Below are 15,623 nucleotides of genomic sequence, written 5' to 3' on the forward strand. Positions count from 1 at the left end.
ACCGTCTCGACGTCACCCGCGCGCGCCGGGGCAGCGGGCGCCGGAGAGGCGATGGCCGGCCCCGCCGGGGCGCAGGCCGCCCGGCGGACCGGGCGGCCCTGGCCCGGCTTGGCACTCGTCGGGGCGCTGGCCCTGTGGGGGATCGCCGTCGCGCGCACCGATGTGTCCGCGCTCGGGGACTACGGGCTGGTCGCCGCGCTGCACCCGGCGTTCTGGGCCGGACTGGCCCTGCTCACCTGCGGGTTCTGGTACACGGTGCGCGACCCGCGCCGGCACCCGGGCTGGGCGCCGGCGTACGTGGTGGGGCTGCTGGTGATGGAGCGGGCCACCCAGGCCGTGCTCTACCCGACCCCGCTGTACGCGTGGGCGTGGAAGCACGACGCCGTCATCGACCATCTGCTGACGGCCGGCCGGCTGCAGGGCGAAGACGTCATCGGGGACATGGCCGTCTACGATCAGTGGCCCGGCTTCTTCGCCGCGCAGGCGACGGTGGTGCGGCTGTTCGGCGTGGACGCCGCCACCCAGTTCATGGCGTGGTGGCCGCTGTTCTCCAGCTTGCTGCTGCTGCTCCCGGTGGTGCTGATCTACCGCACGTTCACCGAGGACCGGCGGCTGATCTGGACCGCGGTCTGGGTGTTCTGCATCGCCAACTGGGTGGGGCAGGACTACTTCTCCCCGCAGTCCGTCGCCTTCGCCCTGCACCTCGGTGTGCTCGCCGTCGTCCTGCGGCGGTACGCAACCGGCAGAGCCACGGACGAGCGGCAGCGGCGGGCGGTGTGGACCGTGCTGCTCGTGCTGCTGCTCGTGGCGATCGTCATCTCGCACCAGCTGACCCCGGCCATGCTCATCATCTCGTTCGCCGCCCTCCTCGTCTCCCGCCGCTATCGGGACAAGGTCCCGCCGATCACCACCGTCGCGATCTTCCTCGCCTGGTGCGCGACCGCGGCCCTGCCCTTCCTGTCTGCGGCGATGCCGGAGCTGCTCCGATCGGTCGGCGACATCGGCGGGAACGTGGCCACCGGCTACGGGGCGACCCCGACCGGCACCGGCGCGGTGACCACGTCCTGGGTGGCCAGGCTGCTGTCGGCCTTCACGGTGCTGCTCGCGGCGGTCGGCGTCGTACGGCAGCCGGTGCTGCGCCATCGCGCCATGCCGCTGCTGCTGCTCGCGATCGCGCCGCTGCCGATGTTCGCGGCCAGCAGCTACGGCAGCGAGATGACCTTCCGGGTACTGCTGTTCATGCTGCCGGGCACCGCGTTCTTCGCCGCGGCCGCGCTGCTGCCCCAGGTGCGCACCCTCGCCGCGCTGGAGGCGGACGCCGAGGCCGCCGCCACGTCAGCCCCCCGCGACCCGACAGCCACCCGCCCCGACCCCGCGACCACCCGCCGCTTCATCTGGCTGCCCCTTCTCGCCCTCCTCGCCGGCACGCTCGCCTTCGTGCCCAGCTACTCCGGCAAGGACCGCATCAGCTACTTCCCGCCGGCCGAGGTGGGTCTCGTCCAGGGGCTCATCGACCGGGCCCCCGACGGCTCGCTCGTCGTCGCCGCCAACCGCAACTACCCGCTGGCCTTCGCCGACTACTGGCGTGTGGACCACTACTGGTTCCTCGACGACGCCCGTGAGCACGTCGACCGGATCGTCCGGGACCCGGCGGCCACCCTTGCCCGGGACATGTCGTCCGTGGAGTCGCCGGGCCGGGCCTATCTCCTGCTCAGCCAGGGCCAGTTCGCCAACGCGGAGATGAACGGTCTGCTCACCGAGGAACAGCTCGACCGCATCCAGCGGTCGGTCGCTCAGTCCCCGCTGTTCGAGCTGGTGGCCGAGAACAGCGCGGGATCCGTCTACACGCTGAAGCAGACGACGGAGACGGCGAGGCCGGCCGAACCCGAGGAGGCGGACCGATGAACCCGATGACCCCGCGGGAACTCGTGCTCCGCACGCTGCCCCCGCTCAGCGGCTGGCTCGCCCTCGCCTCGATCGCCCTGCCCGACGCCTCCCCGCCACGGGTCGCCGCGGTCGCCCTCTTCCTGGTGGCCGGGCCGGGCGCGGCTCTGGTCAGAATCTGCGGGCCGGCGCTCGGCGCGCGGCCCGCGGAAGGACCCGTCGAACGCAGGGACCCGGCCTTCGAACGCCGCTCCGACCAACTGGAGCGGCTGATGCTGACGGTCCTGTCGAGCGTGGCTGTCGTCCTGGTCGTCTCGACGGTCTACATCGCCACGCATGCCTTCAGCGCGCAGCGCGTGTTGCTGACACTCACGCTGCTGACCACCGTCGCCGCGTTCTGCCCGCGGCTGCGCGCCTCTCCGCCCAGGACAGCGAAGGGTACTGCTCTGTGAGGTTGTTTCATCCTCCACCACCACTGCGCGGCGGTCGGCGGCTGCTGGCCGCCGCCCTGGCCGTCTGCGCGGCGCTGATGGCCGTACTGGTGCTGCGGGACGGTTCCGGAGCGGATGGCTCCGCGGCCGGCGAGGGCCGGGCCGGTTCACGGTTCGCCCCGCAGGGCGGCCGGTGCAGCCCGACGGACCTGCTCGAACCCCCCTGCGGCGCGTGGTTCGGAGCCTTCGTCCCGCACAACCGGAACGACCTGGCGGACAAGGTCCGCCAGTACGAGCGGCGGGTCGGCCGCTCGCTCGACATCGTGTACACGTACCACGACATGTCCCTGGTCCAGGGGGGACGCGTGGAAGGCCAGCTGCTCACCGAGCAGGAGCAGCTCGTCGGTGAGGACCGTCTGCTGCTGCTGTCCTGGGAGAGCAAGTGGTGGGGCGGGACCGAGGCCCAGCAGCCCACCTGGAAGCAGATCGCCGCCGGCCGTCTCGACAGCTCCGTCATCGACGTACAGGCCACGCGGATCAAGGAGTACGGACAGCGCACCGGCCGGAAGGTCTTCCTCTCCTTCGACCTGGAGATGGACACCCGCACCCCGGCCAACGGCAGCCCCGCGGACTACGTCGACGCCTACCGGCACATCCATGACCGGTTCCGGACGCTGGGTGTCGACAACGTCGTCTGGACGTGGATCGTCACCGGCTACATCGGCCACGCCGACCTCATACGGCAGATGTACCCGGGGGACCGGTACGTCGACTGGATCGGCTACAACCAGTACAACTACTACCAGTGCCACCGCACCGGCTGGCTGTCCTTCGAGCAGACCCAGACCGCCACCCACGAGTGGATCCGCCGGAACATATCGGACGACAAGCCGCTGATGCTCTCCGAGTTCGGCACCGCCGACGACCCGTCGCGGCCCGAGCGGCAGGCGCAGTGGTACGCGGGCGTGCCGGCGGTGCTCAAGGACCTCGACGGGGTCAAGGCGGCCCTCCAGTGGAACTACCGCGACCCCGGACCGCACTGCGATCTGGCCGTCGCCAACGACCAGGCGTGGAAGAGCCTGCGCAAGGCGGTCTCCGACCCCTACCTCAACCAGCCGCTGGGGTAGGGAAGATCGCCACCCGGCGCGCCACCCGGCGCGTCACCCGGCGCGTCACCCGGCGAGTCACCCGTCGCGTCAGCCGGCGAACACGGGCCCCCGCACGACAGCGCGCGCCCGGCGGTACCACCGCCAGCCGACCGTCCTGGGACCGTCCCGGTACGGCGCGATCCGCGCCCCCCGTCCGGCCAGCCAGTTCCGGACGTCGGCGACGGTGTGGCTCTGCCGCACGATGAGCCGCGCGATGCGGTACCGCTCGTCGTGGTCCGAGCTGAGCGCGTGCCGGACGGCGGTCGCCGTGTCGTACCCGGCCGCGGCCGCCATCCGCCGCACCCGCCCGCTGTTGTAGCCGTGCGGATAGGCGAGATGGCGGATCGGGTGCCCCAGCGCGTCCTCCAACCGCGCACGTGAGTCGCGCAGTTCGTGTGAGAGGTCCTTCGCCGCGAGGGTGTCGAGCTGGGCGTGGGTGACGGTGTGACTGCCCACCTCCATGCCGCTCTGCTCCAGCAGCGCGGCCCGGTCCAGCGTCATCATCGGCGCGGGCGGCAGCAGGCTGCGCCCGCCCGGTGTGATGGCGCCGGTGGTGAGGTAGGCGGTCGCCGCCAGCGCCCGCTCGGCGAGCGCCTCGGCGGTCGGCCCGGGCAGGTCGGCGAAGCCGTCGTCGAAGGTGAGCAGCACGGGCCGGGCCGGCAGCGGCGCCCGCCCGGCCAGATGGTCGGCGAGCGCGCTGATGGTGACGGGCGTACGACCGCTGTCGACCACGGCGTCGAGCTGCGCCGCGAACTGCTTCGGCGACACCGTGAACTCGGCGATCCAGCCGGGCGGTTCCTCCATCACGGCGTGGTAGAGGAGGACCGGGATGCTGTCGAGCCCTGTTATGGCACCCAGGTCCGCCACTCTGTCCCCAGACACTCTCATCGCTGCTCCCGTCTCATGGCCCGCAGTGCCCGTCGCGCCCGCAGATAGCCCACAGGTCCGTACGCCATCCCGCGCCGCTGCAGTCGTGAGAGCCGCCGTGGCCAGGGATGGTTCCGTTCGTCGTGATCACCTGGTGCTCCCCCCGCCGAGTCCTCCCGTACCGCCGTCAGCGTCCGCGCGTACGCCAACCCCCGGGGCAGCCGCGCCAGGAACGCCGGCAGCAGAGCGGGCCGGTTCACCAGGATCGCGGTGAGGTAGGCGGTGAGGCCCGCGCCGTAGCCGTACGCCTGGGTCTCCAGGTCCCGCCAGGTCTCCCGGTGGTGGTGCCACACCAGCGCGTACGGCGTGTAGTGCAGCCGGTGCCCGGCCGCGAGGACGCGGACGAACCCGTACAGGTCGTCGCCGCCACGCGCGCGCGTACCGGCGCCGGTCGCGGGGTCGAAGCCGCCCACCGCGCGCAGTGCGCCGGTGCGGAAGGCCATGTTGGCGCCCGAGCCGAAACGTCCCGCCGTGAACGGGAACAGCGGCTCGTCGGCGGGCGGTTCGGCGGGGTCGTACGTCCGGGGCGCGAAACCCTTCGCGAAGCCGCCGTGGCTCTCCAGCAGCACCTGGGCGGGGGTGCGCAGCCGGGCCGGCAGGATCAGGCCGGTCGCGCAGCCGAGCCACGGGTCGGCGGCGAAGGGCGCGGTCAGTTCGGTGAGCCAGCGCGGGTCGGCGATCACGTCGTCGTCGGTGAACGCGACCACCTCGCCACGGGCCGCCCCGATGCCCGTGTTGTGGGCGATCGCGAGGCCCGGCAGCGGCTCGCACACGTACCGCACCCGCTCGGCGTACTTGCGCTCGACCAGGTCCCGGGTGGTGTCCGTGACGGGCGCGTTGTCGACGACGACGATCTCGAAGTCCGGGTGGTCCTGGGCGAGCATCGAGTCGAGCGCGTGAGCGAGCTGTCCGGCGCGCTCACGGGTGGCGATGACGACGGTGGCGTACGGCGGTGGCGGACCGGGGACGGCCGGGGCAGCGGGCGGGGAGGTTGCCCGGGAGCCGAGCCGATGGGCCGACGCCCCGAGCACCGCCGCCGGATCGCCGCCCTCCGGCACCCGCCCCAGCAGGGTGCCGATCGGCCGACCGGCCCGCCTGACCAGCAGGAACACCTCGCCGTGGGTCACCGGCGGGCTGCCCGGACCCGGTCGTACCACCCCGTCGTCGAGGTCGATCTCGGCGACCTGGACGGGACTGATGTCGAGGAACCGCTGGATCTCCTGCCGTGTGCGCGTCGTGCGGAACATGCGCTCCCCCCAGAATGACGTTTCGGTGTCAGGACCGCCGCAGCCGCCCCGTGCTCTTCAGCACCTGAGCGGCCGCCGCCGCGAGCCTCGGCCGGTTACGTACGAAGTGGTGGGCGCGGCGCGCGGGTTCGCGGCTGAGCCAGTACAGCCCGGCGCCGACCCCCGGCCTGGTCCACGCCCCCTCGTACACGGGCAGTTCGCCGGTCCTCAGCGAGTCCTTGTACTCGGCCGCGCCCCGCCCCAGGTCGAGCGTGCGGATGCCCTCGGCGGCGGCCGCCTCGGCCATCCGCAGATGCAGCACCAGCCCCGGCGAGTACCTGGAGAACTCCACGTCGTACGACGGGAACCAGCAGGCCAGGACGGTCGAGGAGCGCAGCCCGAAGTGGGCGGCGACCGGACGGTCACCGGCGTAGAGGACGGACAGCGTGCCGGTGCACTCCGGGGCGCGCGTCTCGGCGAGCCCGTGCACGAGCCGCGTGATCCACTCCTGCGCGAACCGGTCCCGGCGGCCGGTCCTGCGGTACTGCGCGGACTTCCACGCCATGAGCGTGCGCAGCGCGGCCGGGTCACGTTCGTCGAAGACGAACCGCACCTCGCCGACCTGGCGGCCCAGCCGGCGCTCCTTGGCGAGCGTCGTCTTCAGGAACTTCGGCGACTGGGCGCGCAGGACGGACTCGTAGGTGTCGTAGCCCTTCTCCACGTCGATGACGTACGCCGCGTACTCGGCGGCCGCGTGCGGCACGAACAGGCCCTGCTCCGCCTCCAGGTTGTCGAAGGCGAACGCCGACAGAGAGCAGGCCCGCATCAGTTCGGCGGCGTCGAGGCCGAGTCCGGGACTCAGCACCGCGCCCTGGGCGTCGGACACCCCGTAGGCGAGCGCCTGGCCCACGCCGAGCGGGCCGCGTTCATGGGGCAGGAAGCCGACCGGCTCACGCCCCTCGTAGACCACCGCGACCCGGGCCCGTGGCCGTACCCTGCCCGTCGCGTCGGTGAATTCCGGTTCCATGAACGGGTTGCGAGGAGCCGCGGACAGCGCCCGCAGCCCGCGCCACCGTTCCCTGTCCCCCGCGCCGAGTTCGCTCGGCCGCAGCACACGAATGCGCCCACTGTTCAACCTGACCCCCCGATCAAGTCCCCCCTGGACTCTTGGACGGTACCGCCCGACTCGGTGCGGGCGGTAGGTAGCGGAGCATGTTGTTGCCAACCGGTGCATTGGCCGTCAAGCGTCCATTACCCGGCGATGCGTGGGAAAGCGGCGATCCGGGGCGTGAGACGGCCGTCGGGTCCGGCGTGAAGTATCCGTATTCTCTGATCATGCCCGCACCCACCGCATATGCCGAGCGCTCCGCGTACGCCCTCATCGCCACCGACCTGGACGGAACGCTGCTGCGCGGCGACGACACCTTCTCCGACCGGTCGCTGCACGCGCTCGCCCGGGTCACCGAGGCCGGCGCCCGGCATCTGGTGGTGACCGGCAGGCCGGCGCCGCGGGTACGGCCGCTGCTGGAGAACCTGCGCAGCAGGGGGCTCGCGGTGTGCGGACAGGGCGCGCAGTTGTACGACGCCGGCGCGGACCGTCTGCTGTGGTCGGTCACCCTGGACCGGGAGCTGGCGGAGACCGCGCTCGGCAAGATCGAGGCCGAGGTCGGCCAGGTGTACGCGGCCGTCGACCAGGACGGCGTCGACGGGCTGACGCTGATCGAGCCCGGGTACCGGATGCCGCACCCGACGCTGCCCGCGCTGCGGGTCGCCCGCCGCGAGGACCTGTGGTGCGAGCCGATCAGCAAGGTGCTGCTGCGCCATCCGGAGCTGTCCGACGACGAGTTGGCGGCGACGGCGCGGGCGGCGGTGGGCTCGCTGGCCACGGTCACCATGTCGGGGCCGGGCACGGTGGAGCTCCAGCCGTGCGGGGTGACGAAGGCCACCGGACTGGCGCTGGCCGCCCGGCACCTGGGCATCGGGCCGGCCGACACGATCGCCTTCGGCGACATGCCCAACGACATCCCGATGTTCGACTGGGCGGCACACGGGGTGGCGATGGCCAACGCGCATCCCGAGCTGAAGGCGGTGGCCGACGAGGTGACTTCGTCGAACGAGGACGACGGGGTGGCCGTCGTCCTCGAACGGCTCTTTCCGTGAGGCGCTGTCCGGTACAGCGCCCAGTACGCCTAGTAGGCCCCGAAGACGTTGTCGATCGACCCGTAGCGGTGCTGGGCGTAGTGGCAGGCGGCGGTGATGTTCGCGACCGGGTCGTACGGGTCGTACGAGGTGCCGGCCACGTGGTACGCCGCGAAGGTCGGGTCGATGACCTGGAGCAGGCCCTTGGACGGGGTGCCCTTGGCCGCGTTGGAGTCCCACAGGTTGATGGCGTTCGGGTTGCCGGACGACTCGCGCATGATGTTGCGGTGGATGCCGTCGTAGCTGCCCGGAATGCCCTTCTCCGCCATGATCGCGAGGGATTCGCGGATCCAGCCGTCGAGGTTGTTCGGGTATCCGGCGACCGTCGTCGTCGAGGTGGGGGTGGCCGTGGCCGCGGACGCGGTGGTCGCGCCGACGAGCGGGAGGGCGAGTACGGCCACGCCGGTGCCGGCGAGGGCGAGGCGGCGGGCGAGGCGGCTCGGGCGGGTGGGCTTGCCGTATGCGGGCATGGTGATGTTCCTCTCCGGCGCCTGCGAGGTGAGCTGTCGGGTTCGGGCTGGGAGGTGCCCGGCCACGCCCGTACGGGCATGGCTTCACCCCAAGCCGGTCGGGCGTGTGCCCGGCGCGGCGTGTTACCTGGGTCCCCCGCTCCTGCCGTACGCGAGTGGTTCGTCGATGGGTGGGTGTCAGGCGGCGGCAGGATTCGGCGTCCGCCCGACTCGGCGGGAACGTATGCGAGGGCACATGTCCGAAACAAGTGGCGAATTCACAGAACGCCCTGTTGACCTCGCGGCGAGGCATATGGGGCGCTTGATCCTTTGCGTTCGCCAAGGCTCAACTCGCCTGCGGGGCAGGGGAGACGGGCGCCCGGGGCGCGGTCGGGCGGTCGGGCCGAGTGAGAGATGTCACCGCCCTTTGCAATGCGTGGCAAATCGGGCAATAGCGGCTAATTCTTCATTGGTTGGCTAATGGATACTTTCCGGTAAGTCGATAAATGTCCCTTCCGTTCCCTTGGCGTTCCCTTCACGTGAGGCGGTGGGGTCTGATGGTGATCGAAACGTGACCGGATACGCTGACTTGAGTGATGGCAGCGACCTATCGACAAACCGTGTAATCGCCGGTAGACGCCAGCAGACAGGAGATCCCTCGTGACCGTCGTCGGGCCGTTCGGGCTGAGCGTGCGGGACCAGGCCCTCGAAGCCGATGTCCAGGCTGGATTGGCGGCTGTCGAGGAGGGCCTGCTCGAAGCCACCAAGAGTGAGGTGCCCTTCATCACGGAGGCCGCGCAGCACCTGGTGCGGGCCGGCGGCAAACGGTTCCGGCCGCTGCTGGTGATGCTCGCCGCGCAGTTCGGCGACCCTTACGCGCCGGGTGTGGTGCCGTCGGCCGTCGTGGTGGAGCTCACGCATCTCGCCACGCTCTACCACGACGACGTCATGGACGAGGCCGAGGTGCGCCGCGGGGTCGACAGCGCGAACACCCGCTGGGGCAACTCCGTCGCCGTCCTCACGGGTGACTTCCTCTTCGCCCGCGCCTCGCAGATCCTCGCCGACCTCGGGCCGGAGGCGGTACGCGTCCAGGCGCTCGCGTTCGAACGGCTCGTCACCGGACAGATCCTGGAGACGGCCGGCCCGACCGACGGGCGCGACCCCGTCGATCACTACCTCGATGTGCTCGGCGGCAAGACCGGCTCGCTGGTCGCGGTGTCCTGCCGGTTCGGGGCGATGATGTCCGGGGCCGACGAGACCGTGGTCGATGTGCTGACCCAGTACGGAGAGCGCCTCGGGGTCGCCTTCCAGTTGGCCGACGACGTGCTGGACATCGCCTCCGACTCGCACGAGTCCGGGAAGACGCCGGGCACCGATCTGCGCGAGGGCATCCCCACGCTGCCCGTACTGCGGCTGCGGGAGCGGGCGGCACGGCTCGGGCTGCCGGAGGACATCGCGCTGTGCGAACTGCTGGACTCCGACCTCAGTGACGACGTACGGCACGCCGAGGCGCTGGCCGCGCTGCGGGCGCACCCGGCGCTGGAGCAGGCGCGGCGGGACACCGTGCGGTACGCGAAGGAGGCGCGGGCGGCGCTTGCCCCGCTGCCGGAGTGCGACGCGAAGGTGGCGCTGGTCGAGCTGTGCGACGCGGTGGTGCATCGCGCGGGCTGACACCCCCGGCTCCGGATCATCCCCTACGGGTCGCCTCCACCTCCAAGTCACCGATGTCATACCGAAGTCGTACATTGAGTTGAGTCCGCGGGCTGACGTCTCCCACGGGCGGTTTTGGTCTGATGGTGAGTACGGAAACCACCGCTCCTCACCGATTCGGGTGAATGGCGCCGCCGACTACGGAGGTTAGGCACACATGGCACCGTACGAATCCGACGACACCACCACCGCGCGGCGCAAGGTCGCGCGGTACGTCGTCCCCGTCACCGTCGTGGGTGTCGCGGCCGCGACCATCGGTCTCGTCCCGGCGCTCGCCGACTCCGGTGACCCCGATCTGCCCGAGGTCACCGCGCAGCAGCTCGTGGAGAAGATCGCCGCATCGGACGTCGAGCAGTTCTCCGGCACCGTGAAGATCAGCACGGACCTCGGGCTCCCGGACCTCGGCGGCCTGGCCGACGGCCTGCTGGCCGGGATGACCGAGTCGGGTGAGGGCTCCTCCGCGGACCCCTCCGCGCGCCTCACCGAGCTGGTCACCGGCACCCACACCCTGCGCGTCGCCGCCGACGGGCCGGACCGGCAGAAGCTCTCCCTCCTGGAGAAGGGCGCCGAGTACAGCCTGATCCACAACGGCAAGGACCTCTGGGGCTACGACAGCGAGTCCAACGAGGTCTACCACTCCACCGCCCCGCAGGACGAGGCGGCGGACCACAACGGCGAGGCGGACCACAAGGGCGGGGAGACCGTCCCCGTCACGCCCAAGGAACTCGCCGACGAAGCTCTCAAGGCCGTCGACGACACCACGTCCGTCACCGTCGACGGCAGCCTGCACGTCGCCGGGCGGGACGCCTACAAGCTGGTCATCAAGCCGAAGGACGCCACCTCCACCGTCGGCGCCATCACCGTGGCCGTGGACGCGGGCACGGGCATGCCCCTGAAGTTCACCCTGACTCCGGCGAGCGGCGGTGCCGCCGTCGTGGACGCGGGCTTCACCAAGGTCAGCTTCGCCAAGCCGGCCGCTTCCACCTTCGACTTCACCCCGCCCAAGGGCGCCAAGGTCACCGAGGCCGAGGCCGAGGACATGGAGAAGGGGATGGAGGAGGAACCGGGAGCGGCCGAGGACTTCGGCGCGTTCGGCGGCGAGCTCGGCGGTATGAACGTCCTCGGCGAGGGCTGGGGCGCCATCGCCACCTTCGACTCCGGCGCCGAGGGCATGGGCGACCTGCCCTCCGGTCCGGCCGCAGGCGGTGAGGACCTCGGCGCGTTCGGCGACTTCCTCGGCTCCTTCGGCGACAAGGTCACCGGCAAGTTCGGCTCGGGCACGGTCTACTCCACCCGCCTCGTCAACGCCCTGGTCACCGACGACGGCAAGGTCTACGCCGGCGCCGTCACCAAGGACGCGCTCGTGAAGGCGGCGAACCAGCAGAAGTGAGCCACCGGGGGCAGGAGGGGCCGATGGAGGAAGAGGCCAAGGGCGAGGCCGAGAACGAGGTCGAGGGTGAGGGGCGCGACGACGTCATCCACACCCGCGCGCTGACCAAGCGCTACCGCGGTGGTCAGCTCGCCGTCGACGCCCTCGACCTCACCGTCCCGCGCGGCAGCGTCTTCGGCTTCCTCGGCCCCAATGGCTCCGGCAAGACCACCACCATCCGCATGCTGATGGGGCTGATCGAGCCGACCTCCGGCTCGGCGCGGGTGCTCGGGCAGCCCATGCCGCGCGCCGCCCGCACCGTACTGCCACAGGTCGGCGCCCTCATCGAGGGACCCGCCCTGTACGGCCATCTCTCCGGCCGGGACAACCTGCTGCGCTACGACGCCGCCGACCCGACCGCCGACCCACGCACCCGGCGCGCCCGGATCGGGGCGGCGCTGGAGCGCGTCGGACTCACGGCCGCCGCAGGGAAGAAGGCCCGCGCCTACTCGCTCGGCATGAAGCAGCGGCTCGGACTCGCGGCCGCCCTGCTCCAGCCGCGCCGGCTCCTGGTGCTCGACGAGCCGACCAACGGCCTGGATCCGCAGGGCATGCGTGAGATCCGGGCCCTGGTGCGGGAGCTGGCGTCCGACGGCACCACCGTCTTCCTCTCCTCCCACCTCCTCGACGAGATCGAGCAGGTCTGCACGCACGCCGCGGTGATGGCCCGGGGCCGGCTGCTCGCCCACGGCGCGGTGACCGACCTCGCGGCGCGGGCGCGGGGGCGGCTCGTGGTCACCACCCCGGACACGGCGGAGGCGGCCCGGGTGCTCAAGGAGCAGGGGGTCGGCGATGTGGTCGTCGCGGAGGGAGAGGAACGGGTCACCGGGGAGCCGCCCGAACGGGAGCCCGCCGAGCTGAACGCCGCGCTGGTGAAGGCGGGGGTGCGGGTGCGCGGGTTCGGGGTGGAACGGGCCTCCCTGGAGGACGCGTTCGTGGCCATCACGGGGGAGGGGTTCGATGTCGCGGGTTGAGACGGCCGAGGTCACGGTGAGGCCGCGGCCCCATTGGGCGCTCGGGCTCTTCCTCAGCGAGTTCGTCGTCACCCTGCGGCGCTGGCGCACCGTCGCGCTGCTCGGTGTGCTGGCCGCCGTGCCCGTCCTGGTCGGGATCGCCATCAAGATCGAGTCGGACGGTGGCGGTTCGGGCGGCGGACACAGGGGCGACGGCCCGGCGTTCATGGCGCAGGTCACCAACAACGGCCTGTTCCTGGTGTTCACCGCGCTCGCCGCGACCCTCCCGTTCTTCCTGCCCATGGCGGTCGGGGTCGTCGCGGGCGACGCGATCGCCGGCGAGGCGAACGCGGGCACCCTGCGCTATCTGCTGGTCGCCCCGGCCGGGCGGACCCGGCTGCTGCTCGCCAAGTTCGCCACCACTGCCGCCTTCTGTCTGGTCGCCACCCTCGTCGTCGCCGCCTCGGCCCTCGCCGTCGGGGCGCTGCTGTTCCCGCTGGGCGACCTCACCACCATCTCCGGCACCCGCATCGCCTTGGGAGAGGGGCTGCTCAGAGCCCTGCTGATCGCGCTGGTCGTCGCCGCGTCCCTGCTCGGGGTGGCGGCGCTCGGCCTGTTCGTCTCCACGCTCACCAACAGCGGCATCGCGGCGATGGCGACGACCGTCGGCCTGCTGATCACTGTGCAGATCGTCGATCAGATACCGCAGCTGCACACGATCCACCCGTATCTCTTCCCGCACCACTGGCTGTCCTTCGCCGACCTGATGCGCGACCCCGTCCACTGGGAGGACCTGCGCAAGAACCTCGGCCTGCAGGCCCTCTACGCGGCCGTGTTCGGCTCGGCGGCCTGGGCGCGCTTCACGACCAAGGACATCAGCACCTGATCGGGGCTCGTCTCAGACCTCGTAGGGGAAACGGGCCAGGGGTGCCTCCTGTGCGAAGAACGTCTTGGCGCGGGCCAGCGCCTCCGTGTCCCTCAGCACGTCACCGGGCTTGCTGCCGTTGCCGAGCAGGACCCCGCCGAAGCGCATCCCCATGTACGCGGCCGAGTGGTTCAGTGTGCCGATGAGCGGGGCGGCGACCTCGAACTCCTCGTGTGCGAGCGCGGTCACGCCCCAGAGCGTGCGGCCGGCCATCGTCGCCTTGAAGTCGACGCCCGGCGTGCGCAGCCAGGCCGACCAGTGGTCCAGGTAGCGCTTGGTCTGGGCGGACAGCGAGTACCAGTACAGCGGCGAGGCGATCACGATGTCCGTCGCGGCGAGTGTGGCGTCGAGGAGGCGTGCGGTCTCGCCCTCGGTGCGGCGGTCATGGTCGCCGTCGTGACGCACGTCCTCGAAGTCGGGGAGCGGACGCTCGGTCAGATCCACCCATTCCTGCGTCACTTCCGCGGGTAGCTGCTCGGCGGCCCGGCGGGCGAGGAGTTCGGTGTTGCCGTCGCTACGGCTGCTGCCGAGCACGAACAGGAAGCGGCGGGTGGTCATGGAGTCCCCCAATCCTTGTATCCACATACTATATGCATACGCAATCAATAGGGGTTGGGGGGTCTGGAACGAGGCTGTGACGTCGTGGTGACGCGGGTATCGGGGGGAAGCGGAGAGACTCGACGGTACCTGTACGAGTGTGAGGGAACCGATGTCTCGACTGAGCCCCGAGAAGAAGCGGGAAGCGGCGGCCGTGGTGGTGCCGCTCGACGTGCGTGTCCCCGGAGCGGGGACGGCCGGGGCGACGATCGGTGGCATGCCGGTCGGCGCGTCCGACGACGCCGACATCCACCAGGCCGTCCTGCGCCACCTCCACCGCATCGCCCTCGCCACCGGCCACCCCGTCCTCGCCACGGTCCACGACAGCCGCATCGGCTACGTCGTCCCCCTCCGCGTCGACACCGACGGCGCCAGCCACTTCACGGGGGAGCCGGTGCGGATGGGCGCCCTGGAGGAGGCGACCAGGCCGACACCGGACTCCGCCCCTGCCTTCCGCTCGCGTGCGGTGCCCAGGGCGGAGCCCGCGGGGGTGGCGGCTTCGGGTACGGCCGCGGCTCCTGGTGCGGCTTCGGATACGGGCGGGCGTGCGGTCGCGGAGCGCGCGCTCCCTGCGTGCCCGAGTGTGAGTGCGGCTCCGGGTGGGGGTGCGGCTGCGGCACCCGGTACGGCCATGGCCCCGATCGGCGTCTTCGGGCCGCCGCCACGGATGGACGCGACGCCGGAACCAGTGGAGGTACCGGCCCCAGCGGAGGACCCCGCGCCCGCCCTCGCCGCCGAATCCGCCCTGGGCGCAATGGCCGTGCCCGTGCCCGAGCCGGGGCCTGTGCCCGGGGCTGCCCTTGCCCCGGCACCCGAGCCCGGGTCCGCCGCAGGGTCCGCCCCCGCCCCGGCGCCCAAGATCACCCAGACCAGGGTCACGTCCGCGTCCAGCCCTGACCCTGCCCACACGTCCGCCCCCACGCCGGCCTCCGCTTCCGCGTCCACCCTCCGCCCCGGCCTCGAGCCCGCCGCTGCCCCCATCCCCACGCCGGCCTCCGCTTCCGCGTCCACCCTCCGCCCCGGCCTCGAGCCCGCCGCTGCCCCCATCCCCACGCCGGCCTCCGCTTCCGTATCCGCTCTCGGTCCCGGCCCAAGGCCAGCCCCCGCCCCCGAATCCGCCCTCGTTCTCGGCCTCGACCCCGACCCCAAGCCCACCCCCACCCCCACCCCCACCCCCGCTCGCGGCTTCGATGCTGTGGCCGAGGCTGTGCTTGCCGGGGAGGGGGTCGATGTCGGGGGGCGCGGGCAGGGCGGTGGTCCGGCGGTGCTCGGGGAGCCCGTGGCGCGGGTCAATGAGGCCGTGCGGGTGGGGCGGATAGATGAGGCGGGGCGGATCGCGGAGCGGACCGTGGTCGAGGCGTCCGGGACGTTGGGGCCGGAGCACCCCGAGGTGCTCCGGCTGCGTGAACTCACCGCGTACATCGCCTACTTGGCGGACGATCCGGTGCGCGCCCTCCACATCTCCCTCGACCTGGCCGGGATCCACCGCCGGTCCGGTGACGCCGAGGCCGCGTACGGCAACGTACAGAGCGCGGCGGCCGCCTGGCGGGCGGTGCGTGACCCGTTCCAGGGGCTGAACCTGGGCAATGAACTGCTCGGCCTGTGGACGGCGTTGGCCGGCGAGGAGGGCCCCGCGGCCGACGACGTCGAGGAGTTGGAGTCGGCCCGCGCCCGGATGCTCCGCCTGGCCGAGCGGGCCGCCCGGAAGTCGGCCGCCACGCCCGGCGGATGACGCGAGGCCCGGG

14 protein-coding genes and 1 riboswitch are annotated in these 15,623 nt (G+C 72.0%); of the genes, 9 read left to right on the forward strand and 5 right to left on the reverse strand.

Going from position 1 to position 15,623, the window contains the following annotated elements; all coding sequences use genetic code 11:
• Nucleotides 1-51 precede the first annotated feature (51 nt).
• Genes ACH5AC_RS29890 through ACH5AC_RS29900 form a run of 3 tightly spaced genes read left to right on the forward strand, consistent with a single transcriptional unit; the run spans nucleotide 52 to nucleotide 3,442 of the window.
• Nucleotides 52-1,905, forward strand: coding sequence for a glycosyltransferase (locus ACH5AC_RS29890; protein WP_398865409.1), 1,854 nt, complete (start codon nucleotides 52-54; stop codon nucleotides 1,903-1,905).
• Nucleotides 1,902-2,336: a hypothetical protein gene (locus ACH5AC_RS29895; protein WP_398865318.1), complete on the forward strand. Its 435-nt coding sequence runs from the start codon at nucleotides 1,902-1,904 to the stop codon at nucleotides 2,334-2,336. Before ACH5AC_RS29890 ends, ACH5AC_RS29895 begins: the two co-directional genes overlap by 4 nt.
• A complete protein-coding gene (locus tag ACH5AC_RS29900; RefSeq protein ID WP_398865319.1) occupies nucleotides 2,333-3,442 on the forward strand; it encodes a glycosyl hydrolase in 1,110 nt (369 codons plus the stop codon). The genes ACH5AC_RS29895 and ACH5AC_RS29900 overlap by 4 nt, the downstream gene beginning before the upstream one ends.
• Before the next feature lie 69 nt (nucleotides 3,443-3,511).
• Here the strand turns inward: ACH5AC_RS29900 and ACH5AC_RS29905 are convergent, their stop codons facing one another.
• The 3 genes from ACH5AC_RS29905 to ACH5AC_RS29915 form a co-directional block, all read right to left on the reverse strand.
• Nucleotides 3,512-4,267 (reverse strand): polysaccharide deacetylase family protein, encoded by a 756-nt coding sequence (locus tag ACH5AC_RS29905; protein ID WP_398865410.1) that lies wholly within the window; start codon nucleotides 4,265-4,267, stop codon nucleotides 3,512-3,514.
• An 80-nt stretch (nucleotides 4,268-4,347) separates the two neighbouring features.
• Nucleotides 4,348-5,637, reverse strand: coding sequence for a glycosyltransferase (locus tag ACH5AC_RS29910; protein WP_398865320.1), 1,290 nt, complete (start codon nucleotides 5,635-5,637; stop codon nucleotides 4,348-4,350).
• 28 nt (nucleotides 5,638-5,665) lie between these two features.
• The gene (locus tag ACH5AC_RS29915; RefSeq protein ID WP_398865321.1) at nucleotides 5,666-6,730 is read right to left on the reverse strand and encodes a GNAT family N-acetyltransferase; all 1,065 of its coding nucleotides are present in this window, start codon (nucleotides 6,728-6,730) and stop codon (nucleotides 5,666-5,668) included.
• 221 nt (nucleotides 6,731-6,951) lie between these two features.
• Here ACH5AC_RS29915 and ACH5AC_RS29920 point away from each other — a divergent pair, with 221 nt between their 5' ends.
• Nucleotides 6,952-7,776, forward strand: a complete 825-nt coding sequence (locus tag ACH5AC_RS29920) for an HAD family hydrolase (protein ID WP_398865322.1) — start codon at nucleotides 6,952-6,954, stop codon at nucleotides 7,774-7,776.
• Between the two features lie 29 nt (nucleotides 7,777-7,805).
• Here the strand turns inward: ACH5AC_RS29920 and ACH5AC_RS29925 are convergent, their stop codons facing one another.
• Nucleotides 7,806-8,285, reverse strand: coding sequence for a transglycosylase SLT domain-containing protein (locus tag ACH5AC_RS29925; RefSeq protein WP_398865323.1), 480 nt, complete (start codon nucleotides 8,283-8,285; stop codon nucleotides 7,806-7,808).
• Between the two features lie 3 nt (nucleotides 8,286-8,288).
• Nucleotides 8,289-8,461: riboswitch (cyclic di-AMP (ydaO/yuaA leader) on the reverse strand.
• 463 nt (nucleotides 8,462-8,924) lie between these two features.
• On the opposite strand from ACH5AC_RS29925, the gene ACH5AC_RS29930 reads away from it, so the two are divergent.
• The 4 genes from ACH5AC_RS29930 to ACH5AC_RS29945 all read left to right on the forward strand — a co-directional run bounded on the left by ACH5AC_RS29930 (nucleotide 8,925) and on the right by ACH5AC_RS29945 (nucleotide 13,242).
• Nucleotides 8,925-9,935 carry a polyprenyl synthetase family protein gene (locus ACH5AC_RS29930; protein ID WP_398865324.1) on the forward strand — a complete coding sequence of 337 codons (1,011 nt, stop codon included), beginning with the start codon at nucleotides 8,925-8,927 and terminating at the stop codon, nucleotides 9,933-9,935.
• Between the two features lie 196 nt (nucleotides 9,936-10,131).
• Nucleotides 10,132-11,364 (forward strand): outer membrane lipoprotein carrier protein LolA, encoded by a 1,233-nt coding sequence (locus ACH5AC_RS29935; RefSeq protein WP_398865325.1) that lies wholly within the window; start codon nucleotides 10,132-10,134, stop codon nucleotides 11,362-11,364.
• Between the two features lie 23 nt (nucleotides 11,365-11,387).
• Nucleotides 11,388-12,377 (forward strand): ABC transporter ATP-binding protein, encoded by a 990-nt coding sequence (locus tag ACH5AC_RS29940; protein ID WP_398865326.1) that lies wholly within the window; start codon nucleotides 11,388-11,390, stop codon nucleotides 12,375-12,377.
• Nucleotides 12,364-13,242, forward strand: coding sequence for an ABC transporter permease (locus tag ACH5AC_RS29945; RefSeq protein ID WP_398865327.1), 879 nt, complete (start codon nucleotides 12,364-12,366; stop codon nucleotides 13,240-13,242). Before ACH5AC_RS29940 ends, ACH5AC_RS29945 begins: the two co-directional genes overlap by 14 nt.
• Nucleotides 13,243-13,254: 12 nt before the next feature.
• Here ACH5AC_RS29945 and ACH5AC_RS29950 read toward each other — a convergent pair whose 3' ends face one another.
• The gene (locus ACH5AC_RS29950) at nucleotides 13,255-13,839 is read right to left on the reverse strand and encodes a flavodoxin family protein (RefSeq protein ID WP_398865329.1); all 585 of its coding nucleotides are present in this window, start codon (nucleotides 13,837-13,839) and stop codon (nucleotides 13,255-13,257) included.
• 151 nt (nucleotides 13,840-13,990) lie between these two features.
• Here ACH5AC_RS29950 and ACH5AC_RS29955 point away from each other — a divergent pair, with 151 nt between their 5' ends.
• Nucleotides 13,991-15,610, forward strand: coding sequence for a tetratricopeptide repeat protein (locus tag ACH5AC_RS29955; protein ID WP_398865330.1), 1,620 nt, complete (start codon nucleotides 13,991-13,993; stop codon nucleotides 15,608-15,610).
• Nucleotides 15,611-15,623 lie beyond the last annotated feature (13 nt).

The sequence above is a fragment of the Streptomyces sp. NPDC018693 genome, from assembly GCF_044391385.1.
GTDB lineage: Bacteria > Actinomycetota > Actinomycetes > Streptomycetales > Streptomycetaceae > Streptomyces.

What these genes read in the sequence shown, in the direction of transcription:
- ACH5AC_RS29890 (WP_398865409.1), top strand. Translation starts at nt 52, where the DNA reads ATGGCCGGCCCCGCCGGGGCGCAGGCCGCCCGGCGGACCGGGCGGCCC.
- ACH5AC_RS29895 (WP_398865318.1), top strand. Translation starts at nt 1,902, where the DNA reads ATGAACCCGATGACCCCGCGGGAACTCGTGCTCCGCACGCTGCCCCCG.
- ACH5AC_RS29905 (WP_398865410.1), bottom strand. Translation starts at nt 4,267, where the DNA reads ATGGAGGAACCGCCCGGCTGGATCGCCGAGTTCACGGTGTCGCCGAAG.
- ACH5AC_RS29910 (WP_398865320.1), bottom strand. Translation starts at nt 5,637, where the DNA reads ATGTTCCGCACGACGCGCACACGGCAGGAGATCCAGCGGTTCCTCGAC.
- ACH5AC_RS29920 (WP_398865322.1), top strand. Translation starts at nt 6,952, where the DNA reads ATGCCCGCACCCACCGCATATGCCGAGCGCTCCGCGTACGCCCTCATC.
- ACH5AC_RS29925 (WP_398865323.1), bottom strand. Translation starts at nt 8,285, where the DNA reads ATGCCCGCATACGGCAAGCCCACCCGCCCGAGCCGCCTCGCCCGCCGC.
- ACH5AC_RS29935 (WP_398865325.1), top strand. Translation starts at nt 10,132, where the DNA reads ATGGCACCGTACGAATCCGACGACACCACCACCGCGCGGCGCAAGGTC.
- ACH5AC_RS29940 (WP_398865326.1), top strand. Translation starts at nt 11,388, where the DNA reads ATGGAGGAAGAGGCCAAGGGCGAGGCCGAGAACGAGGTCGAGGGTGAG.
- ACH5AC_RS29945 (WP_398865327.1), top strand. Translation starts at nt 12,364, where the DNA reads ATGTCGCGGGTTGAGACGGCCGAGGTCACGGTGAGGCCGCGGCCCCAT.
- ACH5AC_RS29950 (WP_398865329.1), bottom strand. Translation starts at nt 13,839, where the DNA reads ATGACCACCCGCCGCTTCCTGTTCGTGCTCGGCAGCAGCCGTAGCGAC.
- ACH5AC_RS29955 (WP_398865330.1), top strand. Translation starts at nt 13,991, where the DNA reads ATGTCTCGACTGAGCCCCGAGAAGAAGCGGGAAGCGGCGGCCGTGGTG.